The sequence below is a fragment of the Nonomuraea sp. NPDC050783 genome (assembly GCF_040802095.1).
Taxonomy (GTDB): domain Bacteria; phylum Actinomycetota; class Actinomycetes; order Streptosporangiales; family Streptosporangiaceae; genus Nonomuraea.
Genome location: NZ_JBFAHK010000012.1, coordinates 82,449 through 104,048, shown reverse-complemented (window position 1 = coordinate 104,048; position 21,600 = coordinate 82,449). Strand labels below are relative to the sequence as shown.

Below are 21,600 nucleotides of genomic sequence, written 5' to 3'. Positions count from 1 at the left end.
GTGTATAGAGACAGTGATGGTGGGAACGATGTCCGGATTTCTGGCACGGCAGATGTGGCACCAGATCGAGCCGGTGCACGCGACGCTCTACTTCAGCCCCCAGGCGTTCGAGGAGGCCGCGGCGCTCGGCTACGACGCCGGGTCGCGATGGCCCAGCTACTTCGCCTGGCGCACCGCGCCGCTGGGCCCGGCCGGGCCGGGGCTGGTGGCGGCCGCGTACTACAGCTTCAGCCCGGCGATGATCGCCGAGCACGTGCCCGCCATCTGGTCGGTGGCGACGCCGCGGCAGGTGCTCGACGCTCGGCTGCGGGCCGTGGACCGCACCCTTCGCGCCCTCGGGGCCCCCGGAGCCCTCGGGGCTGAGGGGCTGGAGGAGGCGGCCCGGCTCGCGATCAGGGCGGCCGAGAGCGTCGATCTCGCCCACCGGCCGCTGGCCGCGGCCAACCTCGACCTCCCCTGGCCGGACGAGCCGCACCTGGCCCTGTGGCAGGCGTACACGGTGCTGCGCGAGCACCGCGGCGACGGGCACCTGACCGCGCTGCACGCCGCCGGCCTCGACGCCTGCGAGGCGCTGGTCTCCTTCGCCGCCGTCGGGGCGGCGCCGGAGGAGAACTTCGCCGGGCGGGGGTGGAGCGCCGAGGAGTGGGCGGCGGCGCGGGAACGGCTCGCCGGGCGCGGGCTCCTCGACGCCGACGGCACGGCCACCCCCGCCGGGCACGCTCTGCGTGAGCGGGTGGAGCGGCTCACCGACGAGCTGGCGGCCCGGCCGTGGCAGGCGCTCGGCGAGGCGGGGGCCGAGCGGCTGGCCGAGCTGAACCGGCCGCTGCTGGGCGCGGTGTTCGAGTCGGGGATGCTGCCCATGATCAGCACCTTGGGCATCGGCCGGGTCAAGGTCGCCGCGTGAAGCTGGAACGGCTGACCGGGCGGGAAACGCTCGCGCGCGCCGGCGAGCTGGTGCAGGTCTACCGGAGCGCGTTCGCGGAGCCGCCGTGGAACGAGGACGGGCGGGGCGCCGACGCCTTCGCCGAGCGGCTCGCGGTTGACGTCCGGCGACCGGGGTTCGTGGCGGTGGTGGCCGGTGAGGGGGGCCGGCCCGCCGGGTTCGGCACGGCGTGGCGTACCGAGAGTCCCTTCCCCTGCGGGCGGGCTTACGGCCGGGTCCGGGCCGCGCTGGGCGATGCGGTGGAGACGCTTCTGGTGGGGGCTCTGGAGGTGGACGAGCTGGCGGTCGGCCCGCACGCACGGGGGCAGGGCCTCGCGGGCCGGATCCTCGACCTGCTGTGCGAAGGGGCCGAGACCTGCTGGCTGCTGACCTCCCCGCAGGCCACCGGTGCTGTCCGGCTCTACGAGCGGCTCGGCTGGCGGCGGATGACCGGGCCGGAGGCCGACATCGCCGTGTTCGGGATCGAGGGGCCCGGGAACGGCCGCCGGCGCGGGGACGGGGCTTCTTGACCCCACGTTCGGTCGGGTTCCGGGGCTCGGCGGCGAACGTGGGAAGGTTCCCGCCGGACGCCGCCGCCCGCCTGATGAGCGGGCGGCGGCGCCTGGAAGGGCGGGAGGTCAGCGGAGGCGTCAGCGCCAGTAGACGACCGTGAGGGTCGGCGGCTTCACGCCCGCGTCGGTGTTCTCCGAGGCGGCGAACGCGCGCCAGTTGGTCTTCTCGGTCTCGTCCGCGCCGCGCAGCTGGATGCCGTAGTTCGGGGCGCCACCGGCCCACGCCTTGGCGATGTCGGTCACCGGCCATGCCAGGTAACCGGCGCCCGAGGCGCAGGGCTCGGTCCACGTGCGGCCACGGCCGATGCGGGTGGTGCTGGCGCCCTGGCGGGTGGTGGTGGGCTTGTTGTCCCAGTTGAGGTCGGTCTCGTCCCAGGGGCTGGTGACGCGCTCGGCGGTGAGGCCGGAGCCGACCGCGATCCCGCAGGCGTTGGTCTCCAGGTTCCACATGCCGAGGCCGGCCAGGATGACGCGCTTGCCGGTGATCTTCCGGGTGTCGAACTTGACCAGGCTGCGCATGATGTCGCCGCCCTCGCCGTTCTCCCACGGCATGGTGCCGGCGATGATCATGGCATCGCCCGGGTGGGAGGCCCAGGAGGTGGCCACGTCGGTGTCGGTGACGACGCCGGGCAGGGTGATCGCCGGAGAGACGGTCACGGGGTAGGCGCGGGCGGGGTCGGCCAGGTAGGAGGCGTCCGGCTTGAGGACCAGGACCTTGGTGCCGTTCTGCGTCTCGACCGTGCCGGTGACTTTGGAGACCGCGCCACCGCGCGGCTTGCCGCGCCCGCTGGAGTCGTACATGAGCGGCTGCGCCGCGGCGGCGGCCACCTTGCCGTCGGCGCTGCGCAGCTCCAGGCCCCCGTCGGCGGCGGCCCGGAGGTCCACGCCCTGGGTGTCCACGGGAATGCGCAGCTCCAGCGGCCCGGCGGGCTTCTCGCGCAGCACGACGTCGTAACGGAATCCGGTCGGCAGCACGGTCACCACGAGGTCGGCCCCCTGGCCGGCCGCGTTGGCGAAGGTGGCGACGTTGCCCTTGACCGACGGCTTGGGCAGGGGCGTGGGCCACCGGGGCGCGAACACGCGGCCGCCGGCGTCGACGAGCTTGGCCAGCGGGCCCTCGCCGCCGGCCGAGACCTCGACGTCGACCTCGGAGACGCGCGGCTTGAGCACCGCGCCCTGGGCCTCGAGCGTGGGGTCGGCGGCCTTCCAGGTGCCGTCCGGCATCCGGACGTTGGACGGGCCGGAGGTGATGGTGGCGGTGAAGCTGCCGTCGGGGTTGGCGACGGTGGTGCTGGTCTCGTCGGTCAGGCTCGGCACGGCCACGGCCTTGCCGGTCTTCGCGGCCTGGGCGGACGCGGCCGCCTCCGGGCTCGGCGCCACGGCCGCGACGGCCTCGAAGCTGGTGGCTGCGGTGAGCGCGGCGACGGTGGTCAGTCCGAGTGCCAGCCGTCCGACGGATGCGGAGAATCGCATGCAACTCCCATTCGTGGTGTTTTGGGGAGGAATGGAGGCGCGATCGATCCGCGAGTGGGCACTCGCTCGTTCCCCCGTTTCCCCGCTTTCCTCGGCCCGGATCCTGCTCGACGCCCCGTACAGGATCAGGCGAGATCACAGAGATATCACTGCGGATGTGGGCGAATGGCTTGAATCCTCAGCAGTGTGGCATAACTCACTATTTACCCTCTAGTTACGCTCCTTTGACAACTCGACCGGCGGCGCGTACGGGCCGGCCGGCCGTCCAGCGCGCGGACGGGGGCGCCTGTCAACAGAACCTCAACGGATCTTCCACGCGGCTCCACTAGCGTGCGGCCGGACGGGCGGGGGCCGGAGGAGCCGGAAGGGGAGGGGAGGAGAGCTGATGAAAGCGCGTCGGGATTGGCGTCGAGGTTGGCACCGGGGTTGGCGTCGGGGTTGGTTCGGAGCGGGGCTGTCCGTGGCGGGCCTGGGCACGGCGTGGTGGGGCTGCCTGGATCGGACGGCGCTCGCGTGGCCGTCCGCCGCGGCCGTGGTGGCGCTCGTCGTGGGCACGGTGCTGATGCCGGCGGCGGTCCTGCGCCGGACGGGGGCCTGGGCGGCGGCGCTGGTGCTGGCGGTCTCGGCCGGCCACGGATGGTGGCAGGCGGCGGCGGGGCTGGCCGGCGGGGTCCCCGGCACGGGCGTGACCGCGTTCGCGGCGGGCTCGTCGGTGGTGGCACTCGCGCTGGCACTGGTGGCCCTCCCACCCCCACGCCCCACGCCCGGCACCACACCGGCGGCGTGCCCCGAGCCCGCGCCCGGCGTCGCACCGGCGGCTCACCCCGCCCCTACGCCCGGCGTCGCACCGGCCCACTCCGAGCCCACGCCCGGCACCGCATCGACGGCCCACCCCGCCCCCACGCCCGGCGTCGCACCGGCGGCCCACCCCGCCCCCACACCCGGCTTCGAGCCGGAGGCGGGGAGCGGGCACGCGCTGGCAGGCGCGTGGGAAGAAGCGGCCCTGGCGGCGGCGGGCGGGCCGGCGCACGTGGCTCCGGCGGCGCGGAACCTGCTGGTCGCGGGTGCCGGTGCCGTGGTGGGGGCGGTGGTTCTGGCGGGGACGTTGCTCGCGGTCACGTCCCTGCCCGTGGACGCGACCACGGCACCCCCTGCGACGGCCGGGGCCGCCGAGGTTCCGAGGAGCGTCACCAGGATCGCCTGGCGCTGGCAGGCGCCGAGCCCCGTGCGGGACGCCGTCCCCGCGGGAGCCGGCGTGGCGGTGCGGGTGGCGGACGGAGTGATCGCCCTGGACACCGCGACCGGCAAGGAGCGCTGGCACTACCGCAGGTCACACGCCCGGGCCGTCCGCCTGGTGGGCGCCGCCGACGCGGGCGCGGTGCTGGTCGCGTTCGGCTCGCCTGGCGGGGAGCGGGTGGTCCTGCTGGAGGCGCGCACCGGCACGGTCCTGTCCGAGTCCGAGCGGCCGGCGGGGTTCGCCGGGCACGCCGTGCTGTACTCGCGGGCCCTGGTCACGCGGACCGGCGCGGGCCGGCTGACCGGCTGGGACCTGACGACGGGCGCGGCGCGCTGGGTCCACGACGTGCCCAAGGGCTGCGTCCTCGCCGATCAACTAGGGCTGCGCGACGCGGTCGCCATGCTGCTGACGTGCGGCGCGGACGTACAGCGCTGGGAGCGCCTGCGCGAACGCCGGACGATGAGCGTCACCGTCCTGGGCCTGGACCCGGCGACCGGCGAGGAGTCGTGGCGTCACGAGCAGGCGGCGAGCTTCGCGCCCGGCGGGGTCGGCGCGCGGCCCTCGGACGACGCCGCACTGGTCACCGTGAGCACGCCGTCCACGCTCACGCTGCTGTCAGGGACGACGGGGCGCCCCCTGCCAGAGCCGCACTTCGAAGGTCTGCAACTCGCGCTGACCGCCACCGGCCGCGTGACCACCGACCTCGCTTCCGGCACCTTCCGCTACGAACCGTTCGCGGGCCCGTCCAAGGTGATGACCCTGCCGTGGGCGGAGGGGGCCGGGCCGGAGTATGTGATGGCCCTGGACGACGCCCTGCTCGTGACCGTCTGGTTGGACGACGTCCTGACGGTCACGAGCACCCCGTGGGAATCCGGCGAGACCACCCGTATCCCGGTCCCGGGGGGAACGCCGCCGCTGCGCGCCCCGGGCGCGATCGTGGTCGCCGGCGGCACGACGGTCACCGGCCTGGCCTGACCGGGCTCACGGCGGACCGGGCTCACGGCGGACCGGGCTCACGGCGGACGGCGGGCGGGCCCTGGCGTCACCTGAGCGGCGCCGCCGGTCAGTCGTGCTGCCCGTGACCGCCGATGCCGAGCTCCTGCGCGATGTCCTCGAGGTTGTCGAAAGTCCGGTCCGGCAGGGAGCGGAGGGCGGACAGCACCCCCTCCGGCGCCGACTGGGACCGCGCGCGCTCCAGCAACGCCGCCCGATCGGCGGGGAAGGCGTGCACCCCGCTGACCCACCGCGCCAGATCGCTGCGCTGATCCACTTCCCGTGCGCTCATGCCCTCGGGGGAGCCCGGCTCGCGTCCCGTCATGCCCTCAGTCATGTCCATGCCCCTTTCTCACTGTCCCTCTGTCACAGGTATCGGGCGAGTCACTACCCCGTCGCCTTCCTCGTAGCCACCCGATGTCCCTTCCGCGCGGCCCGTGCCCGCAGCGGGAACCGAAACGGCGCCTCCGAAAGCCCTCACCACCTACCACCCGGCTCCCCGCTGACACCTCTCCAACCACCCCGCGCCGCCGCAGACCGCTGCGGTCACCAGCGACAGGCTCCCCATCGCGGCGACCGGCGCCTGCGCGGCCACCAGAGCGACGCAGGGCACCCAGCCGAGCGCGCACAGCCCCAGCGCGAGCATGAATCTGGCGGCCATCGGAGCGACGAGCGCTCCGGCCAGGTCGCTCGCCCCGGCGATGAGCACGGCCGCGACGGGAGCCAGCAACACCCCGGTCCACCACAGATCCACCGTGACCGCCGGCGACAGGATCTGTGGCAGCCACAGGGCCTCCAGGACCGCCGCCGTGCGTACTACGGGGACGGCATTGGCCCAGAGCAGAACCCGCTCTCTCCGCATCCCTGTCAGGGGCACGAAGTCGTGGTCGTGCTCCACGGCCAGGCCGCCCACGAGGTGCTCGCCCAGCAGGTGCGGTACGGCGAGAAGCAGCGGCACCCACCCGTATCCGGGGACCGCCACCAGCAAGCCCGCCACCACCGCGAGCAATACCGCGGGCATCGCCAGCCGGTCGGCGATCGCCCGCCGCTCCTGTGCCAGCGCCCGGTAGAAGACGGCCCGTTCGGCGGCGAACGCCGGCCGGTGTCCCAGCGAGGCCACTCCGGAACGGAACCTCTCGGCTCCCAGCTCCTGGCCGCTGGCGGAGTGGCGCAGCACCTCCCGCGCTCCGGCCGCCTCTCGCGCCGCCGAGTCGGCGGGCTCCTGATACCCGCCTGCCACGGCCACCAGCAATCCCGCCGCGAGCACCAGCGACGCCAGAGCGGCCAGCAGCGGCGACGCCGCGCCCGCCGCCGGCTCGAACACCACGCCCATCAGCCCCTGCGCGAGCGGCGCGAGCCGCACCCACGCTGCCGCGGGCGATCCCGAGAGATAGGAGGCGAGCATCGCCATCCCCCAGACGGTCCCCACGGCGCGCGTGCACCGGAGCGTCGCGGCGGGCCCCAGCGCGAGCAGATGCCGCGCGCACGTGGCCAGCCTGAGGAGCAGGAGCAGTACGGCGCAGGCCGCGGCCGGCTGCCAGGCCAGTGCCGGGTCGAGCCCTGCTCCCCAGCAGGACAGCAGCCCGGCGGCCAGGACCATCAGCGAGAAACGGGCCGGCCCGGCGAGCAGGTGCCGGGCCAGCACGGCACGGCCGCCTCCGGGCGCGGTCAACAGCCATGAGGCGTCGGCGGTGGCGAGCCGCAACGGGGAACGGCGCGTCGCCGTGAGCAACAGCAGGGGCAGGACGAGCGGCGCGACGGCGGTCACCCTCGCGGCCACGCCGTCCTGGTCGGGTGGCGCGAGCGCGAGCACCCGAAGCTGCAGCTGGAGCAGAGCCACCAGCGCCGCCCCCGCGAGCAGCAGCAGCACTCGCCAGGGACGCAGCTCCCGCAACCGGCGTAGCCAGGCGGCGAGGGAGAGATAGCCGAGGGCACGGCCGGCAGCCGCGAGCGCCTTCACCGGGACTCCGACGTCAACGCGAGATAGATCTCCTCCATGCCGGCCCGACGCGACAGTCCCGCCTCCCGCGCGAGGCTGGGGAGGTCGCCGCCGGCCTTCACCCGCCCGCATTCGAGCACGATGACCTGATCGGCGAGGCGTTGCGCGTCGTGCAGGATGTGGGTGGCCACCACGACGGCCGCCCCGTCCGCGGCCAGCTCGCTCAGCGTGGTGCGCAGCCGCACGGCGCTGTGCGGGTCCAGGCCGTTGAACGGCTCGTCGAGCAGCAGCACCTCGGCCCCGTGGAGCAGCGCCATGACGAGGGCGAGCCTTCGCCGCAGCCCTTGCGAGAGCTCGTGCGGCAACGCGTCCCGCCGGTCGCCGAGCTCGAAGCGCTCCAGCAGGTGGCGGGCGCGCGGCTCCCATCGGGACAGGCGGTAGGCCAGCGCGATGAAGGTGACGTGCTCCCAGACGGATACACCTGGATACAGGTCGGGCTGTTCCGGCATGTACGAGGTCGCCTGCTGGGCTCGGGTGCTGCCAGGCGGATGGCCACCGACCAGCATGGTTCCCGCGTCCAGCCGGACCAGGCCGGCGGCCGCCCGGAACAGCGTGGACTTGCCGGCGCCGTTGTGTCCCAGGAGCGCGGTGACCTGCCCGTACCCGCAGCGGAAGGTCGCGCCGTCCAGGGCCTTGCGCTCCGCGTAGCGTTTCACGGCGCCCTCGCACTCCCAGGCCGCGCTCATCGGGCGCCCACCGCGCTCGCCTGCCAGCCGCGTACGAGCTCCTGCCAGCCCTGCGAGCCGAGCGGGCCGCCGCCGCGCACCACACCGGACTCCACGTGGCAGTACAGCGGGGTCGCCTGGCGCGGGTTGTAGAGCTCGCGCAACGGGTGACCCGCCGCGGCCAGCACGGTGGCGGCCGGCACGGAGTGCTCGGCGACCAGGCGCTCGGCCTCGTCGCGGCTGCCGGACTCCTCGTCGAAGACCACCATCACCAGCTCGCTGCCCGCCGACCCGGCCAGCCGCCACAGTGCTCCCATGTGGGGGAGGTGCTCCCGGCAGCTCGGACAGTGGTGGGAGACGAAGACGAGGGTGAGGGCGCGATCGGCGTAGTCGTCGCTGTCCAGCACCGTTCCGTCGAGCGTGACCGCGGAGAACGGCGGCGCGGCGGCGCCATCCGGCAGCGTGAGGTCGTCCGGCTGGTGGCGGAAGGGGTCGAGGGCGAACCTGAGCTTGGCCGCCATGCGCAGGGTCAACGCCGCCAGGCCCAGCAGGGCGGCCCAGGTGAGGGCGAACATCGTCGTCGTTGTCATGCCGGGCTTCCCTTCGCGGTGCCCGGTTGCCGTGCCGGGCGGAGGATGAGGGCCACGTCCGGCAGGCTCCCCCAGACGGTGGCGAACAGCGCGGCCATCGCCGCGACGAGCGCGAGCGCGTCGGCCGAGACGGGGCCCGGGGCCGGCGTCAGGGTCTGCAGGAGCAGCCCCGCGCAGGCGCAGCCGATCAGTCCCGCGTTGCGGACGAGGTCGAGCCGGGAGATGGGTCGGGTACTGCGGCCGAAGCAGTTGCACGAGACCCGCCGCCCGCTCCGCAACGCCAGCCAGAGCCGGGTCGAGAACAGCAACAGGAGCGCCGCGGCCAGCGACAGGCCCCATCTCAGCGCCGTCCCACCGGCCGCCGTCAGGATGGCGGCCCCGCCTTCCGCGGCCACCGCCGCGACGGCGGCGGGCCGGGCCGCGCGTGCGGGCAGGCCGGACAACTCGGCGGTGGCCTTCGTAAAGGCGGGCAGATCGCGCGCCTTCGCCGCGGCCGCCAGGGCGAAGACCAGGGCCAGAGTCAGACGGAAGAACATCAACGCGTGCTCGGGCAAGGGAGTCAGCATGCGTGTTCGCCTCCAGTGTGGTGGAACTCCCAGTACGGACGGGGCGGCTGATCGGCAGCGGGCATGGTGAGGAGCCGCCGGGCGAGGAAGCCGCCGGCGTCGGCCACCAGGCCGAGCAGGCCGCCGCGCTCGTCGCTGCGCGTGTGCCAGGAACGCAGCGGCTCCGTGCAGCGCCACATCAGGTCTTCCTCGTCCGGGTCCGGCTTCGCCACCCGCAGTCCCAGACGGGCCGCCTCGGCGCGGGTGATGGCGTGGCCGTGGCTGTCGTAGCCGGAGACCAGCGTGTCGACGATGCGGGCGCGATCCTGCTCAGCGAGGTCGGGCCGCTGGCGGGCGATGAGCTCGCGGCCGGCTCGGCGGATGTTGCTGTCGGCGCGGTAGAAGGCGGACAGCGTCGTGGGGAAGAGGCGCTGGCTGGCGGCCGCGAAGACCTGGATCCGGTCGGCTCGCTCGTCCAGGCCGAACCACTCCTGCGCCATCCGGGGCAGGGCCCTGACGTCCTCGGCGGAGATCCGCCCAGGGCCCGCGGCGTGCTCACCCACGGCGGAGATGTGCGGGTCGATCGGCCCCAGCTGGGCCATCGGGCCCAGCACCAGTTCGTCGGCGGCCAGACACAGCAGGGTGCCCGCGGACTCGGCGTGGTCGGGGACGAGCAGGGCCAGCCTGTCGGTGTGCTCGTGCAGCAGCAGCGCGATGCGGCGGGTGGCGTCCACATCGCCGCCGCTGGTGAGCAGGACGAGGTCCAGGCGCTTCGCGCGTTCGCGACGGCGCAGGCACTCGTACAGGACGTAGGCGTGCGTGGCGTCGAGCCGGTCGGCCAGCAGCGCGACAGCCCGGCCGCCGCGCGCGCGTTCCAGCTCGGTCAGCGCCGCGATCACCTCCTGTCCCCCGTCCTCGGGCGCGTTCACGACGGCCCTCCCGCGTCGATCAGGCGACTCGCCAGCGCGTCGGTCATGCGCAATTCGGGTACGCGCTCCTCGACGTGGATGAACTGGCCGACGGGATTGTTCTCCAGGAAGACGTGGCGGCCATCAGGGGTCAGGATGAGGTCGAGCGCGCCGAAGGTCAGCCCGTAGCTGTGCACGAATTTCAGGCAACGCGACGCCACCTCGTCGGCCAGCCGATGCGGGCGGTAGGGGACGTCCACGTCGTAGTGCCTCAGGTCCACCGCCGTCTCCGGCCGCTCCTGCGAGAGGATCTCGGCCGCGAAGACCTCGTCCCCGATGACGGTCACGCGCAGTTCCCGGTCCTTGTCGACGTACTCCTGGAACAGGCAAGGGGCCAGCCGCACGGCCTCGAGCGCCGCCAGCTCGGCCTCTCCCAGCAGGGTCGTCGGCATCTCCAGCCACAGCGGCGGCTCTGTCTCGAGGGCCGGCTCGGCGGAGGCGAGCGCGGCCGGTCCCGCCATGCTCTTGAAGATCGAACGTCCGCCGCACTCGGCGTGGAAAGCGCGTGCCGCCTCAGGGTCCGTGGTGATGAGCGTGCGCGGTACCTCGAAACCCATCGCGGCGGCTCGCCGCAGTTGCTCGGGTTTCCAGCTCGCCGCTCTGACGTCGCCGGGGCGGCTCATCCAGTAGCAGTCGAGTGAGGCCAGCAGGCCGCCCATGGTCTGCTCCAGCTCCGCGTTGGCGAAGGCGCGCTCCATCGGGCCGAGCTCGGCCGACACGCCGTAAGGGTGGGGACGGCGCAGCCATACCGAGCGCACCCGCTCCAGGTCGGCGACCCGGCCGGCGGCCAGCCGGAATCCACCCGTCCAGTCCCGGCCGCGCAGAGCGGTGCTGATCACCGTCGTGTCGGGCAGATGGTCGCTGTTCAGGCGTACCGGCTCGTGTCCCCAGCCCGCCAGCTTCTTGATGACCACGTCGGCGTGCGCGTCCATGGTGTTGGTGAAGATCAGTATCTGCGTGCTTCGCATCGATGACCCCGGTCGGTGGGGATGGACGGGAACGGAGAGCTCCGGGCCGGCCGCTCGGGCCGGGTCCCGGAGCTCTCCGGCGGGATCAGCAGCCGATGGGACCGGTGTCCCAGAGCTGCCGGTTGTAGGTGACGCAAGCACCCAGCGCGCAAACCTTGAACTTGGTGCAGTAGCCGGCGAAGACGGTGTCGCCGCCCACCCACACCTGCTGGTCGTCGTCGTACGCGCCGATCGGCTCGGCGGTCGTCTCGGCAGGGGACATGCGGGCGATTCCCAACCCGAACGGAGCCTTCATCGCTGTTCCTTTCGTTTGGCGATGTCTTAAGCGTGGCGACAGGCTCGTTTTTCTGACAGTCACGAAAAAAGGGGACACATTGGATGGTCAATCCGCCTCAAGGTCCCTATCGTGCAGATCGTTGTCTCGCGCCGATGGAGGTCGGTTGTGGACGGTCATGTCAGGCGGCTGGTAGGCAGGCGGGACGAGCTCATGGCCCTCGACGACGTCCTGACGAGGGCGCTTGCCGGGAGCTTTCAGGTCCTGACCCTGACGGGCGAGCCGGGCATCGGCAAGTCGCGGTTGCTGGACGTGGTGACGTCCATGGCCCACCGGAGAGGCATGTGCGTGGCCAGGGGATTGGCCTCGGAGTTCGAGTCCGATCTGCCGCTGGCCCTGATCGTGGACGCCCTCGACGAGCGGCTGGCGACCCTGCGCGACGAGCTGGGCGAACGCCTCGGTCAGGCGGCGATCCCCCTTCTGGCCTCGGTTTTCCCCGCTCTGGCCGCGGAGCCGGTCATCGACGTGCCAGGCGGTCTGAACGCGTTCACCCGCAACCGTCTCTACCGCGCGGTGCGTGGCGTGCTGGAGGAGCTGGCCTCGCCCGGTGGCCTGGTCCTGGTGCTGGACGACGTGCACTGGGCCGACGACGCGTCGGCGGAGCTGCTCGGCTACCTGATGCGCCACCCGCCCGGCGGCGCGGTGCTGATGGTGATCGCCTGCCGCCCCGCGCAGATCTCTCCTTCCCTGGGCAAACTCATCCGTGACGGCGCCGAGCATCACCACCGGCTCGCCGTAGGCCCCATGAGCAGCGCCGAGGCGGCCGAGTTCCTTGGCGAGACGGTAGGCCGCGCCCGGCTGCGTGAACTGTACGAGGCCAGCGGTGGAAACCCGCTCTACCTGGAGGTCCTGGCCGGCCTGCGGCGGCAGGCCACGGCCGGGACCGTCCCGGCGGAGCTGCCCGCCGACCTGCGCGCCGCGCTCAGGCTCGAACTCGAGGCGCTGCCGCCCGACGCGCTGCTGGTCGCCTACGGAGCGGCGGTGGCGGGCGAGGAGTTCGAGCCCGCGATCCTGGAAGCGGCCACGGCTCTGCCGGAGGAAACGGTCGCCGAGAGTCTGGACCTGCTGGCCGCCCGTGACATCATCCGTCCCGCAAGGTCGGCGGGCCGCTTCCGCTTCCGGCACCCACTGATCAGGAACGCCGTCTACGGGTCGGCGGGAGCGGGCTGGCGGGTCCGCGCGCACGCCCGCATCGCCGCCTACCTGGCCACGGTGGGCGCGCCCGCGCCGCTGCACGCCCACCATCTGGTGCACTCGGCCCGGCCGGGTGACCGCGGGGCGGTCGAGACGCTGAAGCAGGCCGCCCGATCGGTGGAGGAGCATGCCCCCACCACGGCGGCGCGCTGGCTGCAGACCGTGCTGCGCCTCGTACCGGAGGACGAGCCGGGCCGGATCGAGGTCTTCATGGAGCTGGCCAGGCTGCAAGCGGTCAGCGGCCAGCTCCATGAAGGCTGGAACACCGCGCAGGAGGCCCTTCGGCTGCTGCCGCGTTCCGACCACGCGCGACGGGCGGCGGTGGTCCGGCGCCTGGCCATGATCGACCGGATGCTGGGCCGGCCGACCAGAGGACGGAACCTGCTGATGGCGGAGCTCAACCGCACGCCCCATCCGCTGCTGCGCGCGACGGTGCCGCTGCGGCTGCGGCTGGTCGGGGACAACCTCATGCGGGGCGACCTCCGGGCGGCCCAGCGCTACCTCGATCTCATACCGGAGATCTCCCCGGAGGAAGAGCCGGGCATGGCCATGGCCGTGGCCGCGCTGCGACCCATGACGGCCTATGTGGCCGGGCGGACGGACGCGGCGCTCTTCCACGTCGAGGCCGCGGAACGCCTGGCGGGCAAGACCTCCGACGAGCATCTGGCCGAGTGGATCGACGCCTTCTCCTGGTTCTGCTGGACGCAGGTGATGATGGGCCGCCAGAAGCAGGCACGGCGGTGGTTCTCGCAGGCCGTCACCGTGGCCCGGGCGACGGGCCAGAACTACATCATGCCGAACCTGCTGGCTGGGCAGGCCCACGCGCTCCGGCAGCTCGGCGAGCTGTCGGCGGCGGAGGTGGCGGCCGACGAGGCGACCGAGATCGGCAGATCGCTGGACGCGGTGCAGTTGCTGGCCTTCGGACTGACGGAGCGTTGTCTGGTGGCCTCCTGGTCGGGGCAGCACGAGGAGGCCCTGCGTCACGGCGAGGAGGTGGTCCGGCTGTGCGAGAACGAGGGGGAGTGGTGGGCGGCCGTCGCGCGCTACGCCCAGGCGCGCGCACTGATCAACGCCGGGCAGATCATCCCCGGCACGCAGGCGCTGGCGCAGGTGTGCGCGCCGTCGGCCAGGAGCGCGCTCGACCGCAGCACGCTCCTGTCCGGTTACGAGGCGCTGGCGTTCGCCGAGATGACCCGGCAGCGAGGCGAGCAGGCCACATTATGGGCTGAGCGCGCCACTCGGCTCGCTCAGGGCGGTCTGCTTCCCGCCCTGGCCACCGCCCGGCTGAGCCGTGCCCACGCACTGCTGCTGAGCGAGCCGGCCGCCTCCGCCGAGCAGGCGGTGCGCGCGGCCGAGGAGTTCGTCCGCGCCGAACACCGGGTCGATGCCGGACGCGCGTGGTTGTGCGCGGGCACCGCCTACGCCGCCGCCGGCGCGCCCGATCCCTCCCGCACGGCGCTGCACCGGGCGGCCGAGATCTTCGTCCACTGTGGCTCGAAGGATCTGCTGGCCGAGACCGTCCAGAAACAGCGCAAGAGCGGCGTGCGCTCTCCCTCGCCCGCCGATGGCGGGGCACGGCCCTTCGGGCTCTCGCCCCGGGAGATGGACGTCGCCGACCTGGCGGGGAAGGGCTGCAGCAACAAGCAGATCGCCCAGCGGCTGTCGATCAGCATCCACACCGTGGAGTCCCACCTGTCGCACATCTTCACCAAGCTCGGGGTCGCCTCCCGCGTCGGGATGAAGAACGCCCTCGACGGCTGGTCGTGACCACCACTGCTCGCGACCACCACGGCGGACCCTGATACGGCCGTCACGGGAATCACGGTTTACCGCGATGTCCTGTCCTCGCCCCGTGCCGCATGCTGATCAGGTCCTTCACCGAGCTGGAGTGCCGACATGACCATGATTGCGATCGTCCCGAACTCGCCGATCCTCCACCGCGGACTCATGGACGTCCTTCAGGAGCAGGGCGTCGACATCGCCGCGATCACGCCCGTCGTGGTCGTGGTCGCCGACGGGGAGCGCGGCGGCCTGATCGAAGGCATCGTCGATGCGCTCCAGCGCCGGAAGCCGGCGCCGGATCAGCCGCCCGTCCGCCATCCTGACCTGTCGGGCAGGGAGAACGAGGTCCTTCAACGCGTCGCCGACGGCCTGACCCAGCAGCAGATCGCGCAGAGCATGGGGATCAGCAGGCACACCGTCGACACCTACCTGCGCAGGGTGCGGACCAAGCTGGGGCTGGGCAACAAGGCCGAGCTCACCAGGACGGCCGTGCTCGGCCCGTCGGCCTGAGCCGGCCGCATGGGCACCCGCCGTCTGGTAGGCACGCCGGGGGTCGGGTGGCGCGTCATCAGGTCCTGCGGCGTCAGGCGGGTTGTCGTCGTGCGGCGGCCTGGTGATCAGGAGGTGTGGCTGAGGAGCCGGTGTATCCGGTCGGCGACAAGCTGTGGTTGCTCGGCCTGGATGAGGTGCCCCGAGGCGACGTCCTCGTGGTGCCCATCGGGCAGGATCCGGGCGTAGCGGCGCTGGTGCTCGCGGATGGCGGCGTTCTGGCGCTCCCGGCCGCGGGCGGCGCGGGCTGCGGACAGCACGATCGTCGGGCAGGCCGGGAGCTGGGGCGGCCGGGCGCGGAACTGCGGGACGGCGGCGGCCACCGCCTGCATCTCCCTGCGGGTCTGGGAGATCCCGGCGGGGGTGAAGTCCTCGGCGAGCATGGTCCGGTAGGTGTCGGCGGGGAACAGGTGGCGGACGTTGCCGCTGAACAGCCGCGCCAGGGGAGGGATGCGGCTGAGCGCCTGCGTCACGGCCAGCACGCGGTCGACCTTCTTGGTGGTCCGGTCCCACGTGTCGTACACCGGTGAGGTCTCCGGTAAGGGATCGATCAGCAGCAGGCCCCGCAGCCGGGACCCCAGGCGCTCGGCGGCGCGGCGGGCGACCAGCCCGCCCATGCTGTGCGCGACGAGCACGAACGCGCCCGGGACAACGGCCTCGGTCATCGCGATCAGGTCGGCGGCCAGGTCGTCCACGCCGAGCCGCTGGGTGGTGCCGCCGCTGCGCACGCGTCCGGCGCGATCGTAGGCCACCAGCCGCGCCTGGGCGGCCAGCGGCGGCAGCAGCGGGTCCCAGCAGGTCCGGCCGCAGCCGCAGCCCGCCTCGAAGACCACCCAGTCCTGCCCCTGGCCGGACTCCTCGACATGGACGTACCGGCCGTTCACCGGCACGGCCCGTCCCGACGCCTCCCGCATGCCGCCTCCTCCGCCCATTACGTTTTCATTTTGGATAACGGTATCGCATATGAAATCGTTAGGCCATGGACCCTGTCGAGCAGCTCTTGCACCCGGTGCGGCTGCGCATCGTGCACGCCCTGTCCGCAGCGAGCACGCTGACGATCGCGCAGTTGTGCGCCCGCATGCCCGAGGTGCCGAAGATCACGATGTACCGCCAGGTCGCGCAGCTGACCGAGGGAGGGTTCCTGGAGGTGGACGGCGAGCAGCGGGTACGCGGCGCCGTCGAGCGCCGCTACCGGCTGCGTCAGGACCGGCCCGCGATCGACGCCGGCGCGGCCGCCGCCATGACGCTCGACGACCACCGCCGGGGGTTCGCCGCGGCCATGGCCGTGCTGATCGCCGAGTTCAACGCCTACCTGGACCGCGACGGCGCCGACCCGGCGGCCGACTCGGTCTCCTACCGGCAGGGCACCCTGTGGCTCAGCGCGGACGAGCTCACCGCGATGACGGCCGACCTCGTCGCGGTGCTGCGCGACCGGCTGGCCAACACTCCCGCGCCGGGCCGCACGCCGTACCTCCTCAGCGCGATCCTGTTCCCCGCCGAGCCGTCACCCGAGCCGTCACCCGAGCCGTCGCCTCCGCACGGGACCGGCAGCCGGCGCGGGTGAACGAGCCGGCCCGGCGTGGTGCCGTCGGTGCGGGCCCGAGATCGCGCGGCGGCCACCGGTGCCCGCCGGCCGGGTCAGGGATCGGCGGGGTGGCCTTCGAGCTCGGGGGACATGATCGGGCCGAGGCGGCCGGCGACGGCGGCCAGGTCCTGGACGAGGTCGGACCGGACGGCGGTGCGCCAGATCAGCGCCCATCGCGCGGGCGGCGCGTCGTGGATGGGCACGTAGGTGACGTCGGGACGGGCGAAGTAGCGGGCGGCGTGGGCGTGGGCGGGCGAGACGGCCTCGCCGTTGGAGAGCAGGGGAAGCATCTCCGCCGAGTTGCCGGCGACGGGCCCCACGGGGATCGGCCGTCCGCTCGGGGTGTGCCGGGGGACGAGCGCCTCGCGCCAGTAGTCCGGCCGCGCGCCGCCCATGACGACCTCGTCGGCCAGGTCCTCGTAGGAGACCGAGGCCCGGCCCGCCAGCCGGTGGCGGGCACCGACCGCCAGGACCACCGGTTCGACGTAGACGACCGGGCCCACGGTGAGATCGGCCTCCCGGACCGGCAGCCAGACGACCTGCACATCGACGGCCCCCGCCCGCAGCGGCCCGAAGGGATCGTCGAACCCGACGTGACGGATGTTCAGGTCGCAGCCGGGATGGCGGGCCTCGAAGGCGTCCAGCAGCGGCCGCAGGTCCTGGTGGTTGGCGTTGGTCATGCCGATGCGCAGGACCCGCGTCTTCCCCCGGGCGGCGCGGGCGGCGCGGTCGATGCCCTCGCGCATGCCGAGGTACATCGGCTGGAGGTCCTCGAACAGCCGGCGGCCGATCGGGGTCAGCTCCACGTGCCGGCTGTCGCGGTCGAACAGCGCGGCACCGACCCGGCGTTCCTGCTTCTTGATCGCCTGGCTCACCCGTGACGGCGTCACGTGCAGGCGCTCCGCCGTACGGCCGAAGTGCAGCTCCTCGGCCAGGGTCAGGAAAATCTCGATGTCCCGCAGCTCCATCCCGCCTCCCGATCGTGAATCTATCGCTCAACGATCCGTGACCGGAATCGTCGTTGTTCGCCGCGCGGGCAGGCCCGAACCTGGTAGCGCCATGAACGCCCTGCTCGCGGGGCGATGAACAAGACGGCCCCACCGCGGCCCGTTCCGCATTTCTCCAGGAGATCCGATGTCCACCACTGTCATCGTCGTCACCGTTCTGACCGCCGCCTGGGTCGGCTTCTCGGGCTTCTCGCTGCTGCGCCGGGCGGACTTCGTCGCCAAGCCGCTGGTGGAGTACGGGGTGCCCGCGTCCTGGTGGCCGTGGCTGGGCGCGGCCAAGGCCGCGGGCGCGGCCGGCCTGCTGGCGGGCCTGGCGGTGCCCGCGATCGGCGTCGCGGCGGGGATCGGCCTGGTGGCGTACTTCCTCGGCGCCGTCGTCACGGTGCTGAGGGCCCGTTCGTACCGGACGGTCGTCTTCCCCGTGTTGTACCTCGCCCCGGTCGTGGCCACCCTGGCCCTGGCCTGACCAGCAGAAGGCCCGCGAAGGTATCCCTGTTCGGGGCAGGCGGGAATGGGCGATCGGCGCCACGATGGGATCGTGGTCAACAAAGGAACGAACGATCTCGGCGGCTTCCTGCGCAGCCGCCGAGCCCGCCTGACACCGGAGGCCGCGGGGATCGCGACCGGCGTCACCCGCCGGCGGGTCCCGGGGCTGCGCCGGGAGGAGCTGGCCGAGCTCGCCGGGGTCAGCGTCGGCTACTACACGCGGCTGGAGCAGGGGGTCAGCGGCAGCGCCTCTGACGCCGTCATCGACGCGCTGGCCGCGGCGCTGCGGCTCTCCCCGGCCGAGCACGAACACCTGCGGCTCCTCGCCGCGCCGCGGCGGCCGACGCGCCCCCGCGCCCGCAGGACCAAGCTGAGGCCCTCCGTACGCGAGCTGCTCGCCGCCCTCTCGGGGACACCGGCGATCGTGATCGATCACCGCGCCGACGTGCTCGCGTGGAACCGCCTCGGCCACGCGCTGCTGGCCGGCCATGTCGGTTTCGACGCCCCCGACCAGCGGATCCGGCCCAACATCGCCCGCATGTTGTTCCTCGACCCGCACCACCGCGCGCTGTATCGCGACTGGCACGCCAAAGCGCTGGTCACGGTCGCGGCCCTGCATCAGGCGGTCGCGCGGCACCCGGGCGACCTTGAACTCGAACAGCTCGTCGGCCGGCTCGCCGTCGAAAGCCCGGAGTTCGCGCGGATGTGGGCGCGGCGTCCCGTCCGAACCTGCTCCTTCTACGTACGGGAGCTCGATCACCCTGTCGTCGGGCGGGTGACCCTGGCGAACGAGACGGTCACCCTGCCCGACGACGACCAGCAGATCGGCCTGTTCTACGCGCGTCCCGGCACGCCTGACGCCGATGCCCTCACCCTGCTGGCGCAGACCCTCGAACGCGGCCCCGCGCCGGCGACCCTGTCCTGGAAGGAGAAAGCACGATGAGGATCGTCGTCGTCGGCGGCGCCGGCACGATCGGGCGGCGGCTGGTGCCCGCGCTGCGAGCGCGCGGCCACGAGGTCGTCGTGGCCGGCCGCACCTCGGGCGACGTCCACGTCGATCTGGCCTCGCACCCGACCATCGAGGCCATGTACCGCGAGGTCGGGGCGGTCGACGGCGTCGTGAGCATCGCGGCGCACGGCGCGCTCGACGAGTTCACGACGCTCACCGCGGACGCGCTGCGGGAGAACATGCGGGCCAAGTTCTTCGGGCAGGCCGACCTGGTCCTCACCGGCCAGCATCACTGCGCCGACGGCGCCTCCTTCACCCTGACCTCCGGCATCTTCGCCGACCAGGCATGGCCGCACGTCACCGGCGGCGGCGTCATCAGCGGCGCCCTGCACAGCTTCACCCTGTCGGCCGCGATCGAGCTGCCGCGAGGCATGCGGATCAACGTGGTCAGCCCCACGATGATCGCCGACTCCGTGGACGCCTTCGCCGAGCACTTTCCCGGCATGCGCCCGGTGCCGATGGACGAGCTGGTCGACCACTACGTGCACTGTGTCGAAGGCGACGCCACCGGCCGCGTCATCCGCGCGTACGGATGACCGCGCGACGTCCGCTCATCCACCCCGTACAGCGATCGTCCCGTGGTCGTGCGCCGTTCGCTCACCCTCTCCGAGGGAGCCCGTACCGGGATGTGTCGCGCATCATGCTGGTGATTTCCCTGATTACGGTTCGGGTGCGGCCGTGGAGACTGCGGTCATGGTCATCAAGGCAAGCATCCTGTCGGAGCGGCCACGCGGCCGGTTTCCCCGAGCCGCGTGGACCGTGCTGGCGCTGGCCGCGCTCGCGCTCCCCGCCCTCCCGGCCCCGGCCTCGGCCCGGTCCGTCGCGGCCCGGTCCGTCCTGGCCGCCCCCTCTGTCGTCGAGGTCGCCGACGGGGCGGGCAAAGGCCGTCCCGCCGGCGCCACCGTGGTGGACCTGGCCTCCGCCGGTTACCAGGAACACGAGTTCCTCATGAGCGGCAACGCCGACACCTTCGAGAAGGCCGGCGTCTGGACCGGCGACGGCCAGTGGGGCGCCCGGCGCACCGGCGCGACGCGGGGCTACACCACCCGGCTGCTGGTCGAGCGGCCCGCCGACCCCGCCGCGTTCAACGGCACCGTCGTCGTGGAGTGGCTGAACGTCAGCTTCGGCGTCGACATCGGCGTCGAGTGGTCCCAGTCCCACGAGCTGTTCACCCGCGCCGGGTACGCCTACGTGGGCGTCACGGCCCAGAAGGTCGGCGCCGACAAGCTGAGGAGCCTGGACCCGGCCCGCTACGGCCAGGTCTCGCTGGCCTCCGACGCGCTGTCGTACTCGATCTTCGCGCAGGCGGCCGAAGCCGTGCGGGCGCACGCGGCGACGCTGCTGGGCACGGGCGCGGCGCCCGCGAAGGTCCTGGCCGCGGGCCACTCCCAGTCCGCCATCCGCCTGACCACCTTCGCCAACGCGATCCAGCCGATCCTGCCCGCCTACGACGGGATCCTGATCCACGGCCGCGGCGCGGGCGGCGCGCCCATCGACGAGGGCGTCCTGTCGCTGCCGCTCGTCACCCGGATCCGCACCGACACCGCTGTCCCGGTCTTCCAGATCGAGTCCGAGACCGACGTCAGGACGTTCGCCGACGCCCGCCAGCCCGACACCTCCCGCATCCGCACCTGGGAGGTCGCCGGCACCTCGCACGCCGACGCCTACGGCCTGGCCCAGTACAACGCCCAGAACGCTCGCGACCGCGCCATCAACGACGGCCGCCCGATCTCCTGCGACCGCCCCGTCAACGCCATGACCTGGCGTTACGCCTCCAACGCCGCCTACCAGCACCTCGACCGCTGGGCCCGCGGGCTCGGGGCGCCGCCCGCGGGGTCGCCGATCAGCCTGCTGCTGGGCACCATCCGCCGCGACGCCGACGGCAACGCCCTGGGCGGCGTCCGCCTGCCCGACCTCGACGCGCCCCTCGCCTCGTACGCCCCCACCAACACCGGCGGGGAGGTCCTCGGGGCGTGCCTGCTGCTGGGCGCCACCACCCCCTTCAGCGGCGTCCGCGCCCGCCTGCTCTACCCGACGCAGCAGGCGTACGTCACGGCGTTCACCCGCGCCGCCGACCGCGCCCTCGCCGCGGGCCACCTGCTGCCCGCCGACCACGCCGAGGCCGTGGCCCGGGCACGCGTGACCCCGCTGCCCTGACCCGCTCCCGTACGCGGCGCCGCGTCCAGGACGCGCCGACGCGGCGCCGCACGTACGCCGGGTGCTGGTCGACCGCGACGACCAGCACCATGACCACGGCCAGATGGGTGACCATCTCGTCGAACCGGAACAGCTTGATCGACCGGTTGACCAGGAACCCGATCCCTCCGGCCCCCACCGGCCCGAGCACCAGGGACGAGCGCACGTTGACGTCGAAGCGGTAGAGCAGCAGCCCGGCGAGCTGCGGCACCACCGCGGGCAGCACGGCGTGCGCCGCGGCCTGCAGGCCCGAGGCCCCGCCCACGCGCAGGGCGTCGCGCGGCCCACGGTCGATCTCCTCCATCGCCTCGACCCACAGCTTGCCCATCACCCCCGTGTTGACGTCCGGCACGGCGCGCAGGAACGACAACACCGAGCGCGCCGCGCCGGTGCACGAGGTGGATCCGCTGGAAGATCATCGCGATGCGCCGCCGCAGCGGGTCCGTCCAGGGGGCGCCGAGCGCCCGGCCTCCGCCGTCTCCCGTTGACATCCGGAACGGGTGTTCCGTATCCTCCAACCGGAACA

Annotated in this window: 22 protein-coding genes; 10 read left to right on the top strand and 12 right to left on the bottom strand. The window is 73.2% G+C overall.

Annotated features, from left to right (window positions below; genetic code table 11):
• Positions 1-28: 28 nt before the first annotated feature.
• Entirely contained in the window at positions 29-904 is an 876-nt protein-coding gene (locus tag AB0H75_RS29135) for a hypothetical protein (RefSeq protein ID WP_367801563.1), read from the top strand.
• Entirely contained in the window at positions 901-1,452 is a 552-nt protein-coding gene (locus tag AB0H75_RS29130; RefSeq protein WP_367801561.1) for a GNAT family N-acetyltransferase, read from the top strand. Before AB0H75_RS29135 ends, AB0H75_RS29130 begins: the two co-directional genes overlap by 4 nt.
• A 120-nt stretch (positions 1,453-1,572) precedes the next feature.
• On the opposite strand, the gene AB0H75_RS29125 is transcribed toward AB0H75_RS29130, so the two are convergent.
• Complete coding sequence (locus AB0H75_RS29125) at positions 1,573-2,967, bottom strand: DNRLRE domain-containing protein (protein ID WP_367801559.1); 1,395 nt, start codon at positions 2,965-2,967, stop codon at positions 1,573-1,575.
• Between the two features lie 460 nt (positions 2,968-3,427).
• Here AB0H75_RS29125 and AB0H75_RS29120 point away from each other — a divergent pair, with 460 nt between their 5' ends.
• Positions 3,428-5,179: a PQQ-binding-like beta-propeller repeat protein gene (locus AB0H75_RS29120; protein ID WP_367801557.1), complete on the top strand. Its 1,752-nt coding sequence runs from the start codon at positions 3,428-3,430 to the stop codon at positions 5,177-5,179.
• A gap of 88 nt (positions 5,180-5,267) precedes the next feature.
• On the opposite strand, the gene AB0H75_RS29115 is transcribed toward AB0H75_RS29120, so the two are convergent.
• The 8 genes from AB0H75_RS29115 to AB0H75_RS29080 all read right to left on the bottom strand — a co-directional run bounded on the left by AB0H75_RS29115 (position 5,268) and on the right by AB0H75_RS29080 (position 11,227).
• Complete coding sequence (locus AB0H75_RS29115) at positions 5,268-5,534, bottom strand: DUF2795 domain-containing protein (RefSeq protein ID WP_367801555.1); 267 nt, start codon at positions 5,532-5,534, stop codon at positions 5,268-5,270.
• Positions 5,535-5,681: 147 nt separating this feature from the next.
• A complete protein-coding gene (locus AB0H75_RS29110; protein ID WP_367801553.1) occupies positions 5,682-7,157 on the bottom strand; it encodes a hypothetical protein in 1,476 nt (491 codons plus the stop codon).
• Positions 7,154-7,882, bottom strand: coding sequence for an ABC transporter ATP-binding protein (locus AB0H75_RS29105; RefSeq protein ID WP_367801551.1), 729 nt, complete (start codon positions 7,880-7,882; stop codon positions 7,154-7,156). The genes AB0H75_RS29110 and AB0H75_RS29105 overlap by 4 nt, the downstream gene beginning before the upstream one ends.
• Positions 7,879-8,451, bottom strand: a complete 573-nt coding sequence (locus AB0H75_RS29100) for a peroxiredoxin family protein (protein ID WP_367801549.1) — start codon at positions 8,449-8,451, stop codon at positions 7,879-7,881. Before AB0H75_RS29100 ends, AB0H75_RS29105 begins: the two co-directional genes overlap by 4 nt.
• A complete protein-coding gene (locus AB0H75_RS29095) occupies positions 8,448-9,005 on the bottom strand; it encodes a MauE/DoxX family redox-associated membrane protein (protein WP_367801548.1) in 558 nt (185 codons plus the stop codon). The genes AB0H75_RS29100 and AB0H75_RS29095 overlap by 4 nt, the downstream gene beginning before the upstream one ends.
• Before the next feature lie 5 nt (positions 9,006-9,010).
• Positions 9,011-9,925 (bottom strand): hypothetical protein, encoded by a 915-nt coding sequence (locus AB0H75_RS29090; RefSeq protein WP_367801546.1) that lies wholly within the window; start codon positions 9,923-9,925, stop codon positions 9,011-9,013.
• The gene (locus AB0H75_RS29085) at positions 9,922-10,932 is read right to left on the bottom strand and encodes an MvdC/MvdD family ATP grasp protein (protein ID WP_367801544.1); all 1,011 of its coding nucleotides are present in this window, start codon (positions 10,930-10,932) and stop codon (positions 9,922-9,924) included. Before AB0H75_RS29085 ends, AB0H75_RS29090 begins: the two co-directional genes overlap by 4 nt.
• Before the next feature lie 85 nt (positions 10,933-11,017).
• On the bottom strand, positions 11,018-11,227 hold the full coding sequence (locus tag AB0H75_RS29080) for a hypothetical protein (RefSeq protein ID WP_367801542.1): 210 nt from the start codon (positions 11,225-11,227) through the stop codon (positions 11,018-11,020).
• A 147-nt stretch (positions 11,228-11,374) separates the two neighbouring features.
• Between AB0H75_RS29080 and AB0H75_RS29075 the strand changes: the two genes are divergently transcribed.
• A complete protein-coding gene (locus tag AB0H75_RS29075) occupies positions 11,375-14,227 on the top strand; it encodes an AAA family ATPase (RefSeq protein WP_367801540.1) in 2,853 nt (950 codons plus the stop codon).
• A 129-nt stretch (positions 14,228-14,356) separates the two neighbouring features.
• Positions 14,357-14,752, top strand: a complete 396-nt coding sequence (locus AB0H75_RS29070; RefSeq protein ID WP_367801538.1) for a LuxR family transcriptional regulator — start codon at positions 14,357-14,359, stop codon at positions 14,750-14,752.
• A gap of 107 nt (positions 14,753-14,859) precedes the next feature.
• Here the strand turns inward: AB0H75_RS29070 and AB0H75_RS29065 are convergent, their stop codons facing one another.
• Positions 14,860-15,705, bottom strand: coding sequence for an alpha/beta fold hydrolase (locus AB0H75_RS29065; RefSeq protein ID WP_367801536.1), 846 nt, complete (start codon positions 15,703-15,705; stop codon positions 14,860-14,862).
• A 65-nt stretch (positions 15,706-15,770) separates the two neighbouring features.
• Here AB0H75_RS29065 and AB0H75_RS29060 point away from each other — a divergent pair, with 65 nt between their 5' ends.
• On the top strand, positions 15,771-16,355 hold the full coding sequence (locus tag AB0H75_RS29060; protein WP_367801534.1) for a helix-turn-helix domain-containing protein: 585 nt from the start codon (positions 15,771-15,773) through the stop codon (positions 16,353-16,355).
• A gap of 74 nt (positions 16,356-16,429) precedes the next feature.
• Here the strand turns inward: AB0H75_RS29060 and AB0H75_RS29055 are convergent, their stop codons facing one another.
• The gene (locus AB0H75_RS29055) at positions 16,430-17,344 is read right to left on the bottom strand and encodes a LysR family transcriptional regulator (RefSeq protein ID WP_367801532.1); all 915 of its coding nucleotides are present in this window, start codon (positions 17,342-17,344) and stop codon (positions 16,430-16,432) included.
• 166 nt (positions 17,345-17,510) lie between these two features.
• On the opposite strand from AB0H75_RS29055, the gene AB0H75_RS29050 reads away from it, so the two are divergent.
• From AB0H75_RS29050 to AB0H75_RS29035, 4 genes are all read left to right on the top strand, one after another.
• Complete coding sequence (locus tag AB0H75_RS29050; protein WP_367801530.1) at positions 17,511-17,849, top strand: DoxX family protein; 339 nt, start codon at positions 17,511-17,513, stop codon at positions 17,847-17,849.
• A 72-nt stretch (positions 17,850-17,921) separates the two neighbouring features.
• Positions 17,922-18,812: a helix-turn-helix domain-containing protein gene (locus AB0H75_RS29045; protein WP_367801528.1), complete on the top strand. Its 891-nt coding sequence runs from the start codon at positions 17,922-17,924 to the stop codon at positions 18,810-18,812.
• Positions 18,809-19,414, top strand: a complete 606-nt coding sequence (locus tag AB0H75_RS29040; RefSeq protein ID WP_367801526.1) for a short chain dehydrogenase — start codon at positions 18,809-18,811, stop codon at positions 19,412-19,414. Before AB0H75_RS29045 ends, AB0H75_RS29040 begins: the two co-directional genes overlap by 4 nt.
• Positions 19,415-19,571: 157 nt before the next feature.
• Positions 19,572-21,035 carry an alpha/beta hydrolase domain-containing protein gene (locus tag AB0H75_RS29035; protein WP_367801524.1) on the top strand — a complete coding sequence of 488 codons (1,464 nt, stop codon included), beginning with the start codon at positions 19,572-19,574 and terminating at the stop codon, positions 21,033-21,035.
• On the opposite strand, the gene AB0H75_RS29030 is transcribed toward AB0H75_RS29035, so the two are convergent.
• Positions 20,938-21,447 carry a PhnE/PtxC family ABC transporter permease gene (locus AB0H75_RS29030; protein ID WP_367801522.1) on the bottom strand — a complete coding sequence of 170 codons (510 nt, stop codon included), beginning with the start codon at positions 21,445-21,447 and terminating at the stop codon, positions 20,938-20,940. The genes AB0H75_RS29035 and AB0H75_RS29030 overlap by 98 nt on opposite strands.
• Between the last annotated feature and the right edge of the window lie 153 nt (positions 21,448-21,600).

Coding starts and splice junctions, on each gene's coding strand:
- AB0H75_RS29135 (WP_367801563.1), top strand. CDS start 29: ATGTCCGGATTTCTGGCACGGCAGATGTGGCACCAGATCGAGCCGGTG.
- AB0H75_RS29125 (WP_367801559.1), bottom strand. CDS start 2,967: ATGCGATTCTCCGCATCCGTCGGACGGCTGGCACTCGGACTGACCACC.
- AB0H75_RS29115 (WP_367801555.1), bottom strand. CDS start 5,534: ATGACTGAGGGCATGACGGGACGCGAGCCGGGCTCCCCCGAGGGCATG.
- AB0H75_RS29105 (WP_367801551.1), bottom strand. CDS start 7,882: ATGAGCGCGGCCTGGGAGTGCGAGGGCGCCGTGAAACGCTACGCGGAG.
- AB0H75_RS29100 (WP_367801549.1), bottom strand. CDS start 8,451: ATGACAACGACGACGATGTTCGCCCTCACCTGGGCCGCCCTGCTGGGC.
- AB0H75_RS29085 (WP_367801544.1), bottom strand. CDS start 10,932: ATGCGAAGCACGCAGATACTGATCTTCACCAACACCATGGACGCGCAC.
- AB0H75_RS29080 (WP_367801542.1), bottom strand. CDS start 11,227: ATGAAGGCTCCGTTCGGGTTGGGAATCGCCCGCATGTCCCCTGCCGAG.
- AB0H75_RS29070 (WP_367801538.1), top strand. CDS start 14,357: ATGACCATGATTGCGATCGTCCCGAACTCGCCGATCCTCCACCGCGGA.
- AB0H75_RS29065 (WP_367801536.1), bottom strand. CDS start 15,705: ATGCGGGAGGCGTCGGGACGGGCCGTGCCGGTGAACGGCCGGTACGTC.
- AB0H75_RS29060 (WP_367801534.1), top strand. CDS start 15,771: ATGGACCCTGTCGAGCAGCTCTTGCACCCGGTGCGGCTGCGCATCGTG.
- AB0H75_RS29055 (WP_367801532.1), bottom strand. CDS start 17,344: ATGGAGCTGCGGGACATCGAGATTTTCCTGACCCTGGCCGAGGAGCTG.
- AB0H75_RS29050 (WP_367801530.1), top strand. CDS start 17,511: ATGTCCACCACTGTCATCGTCGTCACCGTTCTGACCGCCGCCTGGGTC.
- AB0H75_RS29040 (WP_367801526.1), top strand. CDS start 18,809: ATGAGGATCGTCGTCGTCGGCGGCGCCGGCACGATCGGGCGGCGGCTG.
- AB0H75_RS29035 (WP_367801524.1), top strand. CDS start 19,572: ATGGTCATCAAGGCAAGCATCCTGTCGGAGCGGCCACGCGGCCGGTTT.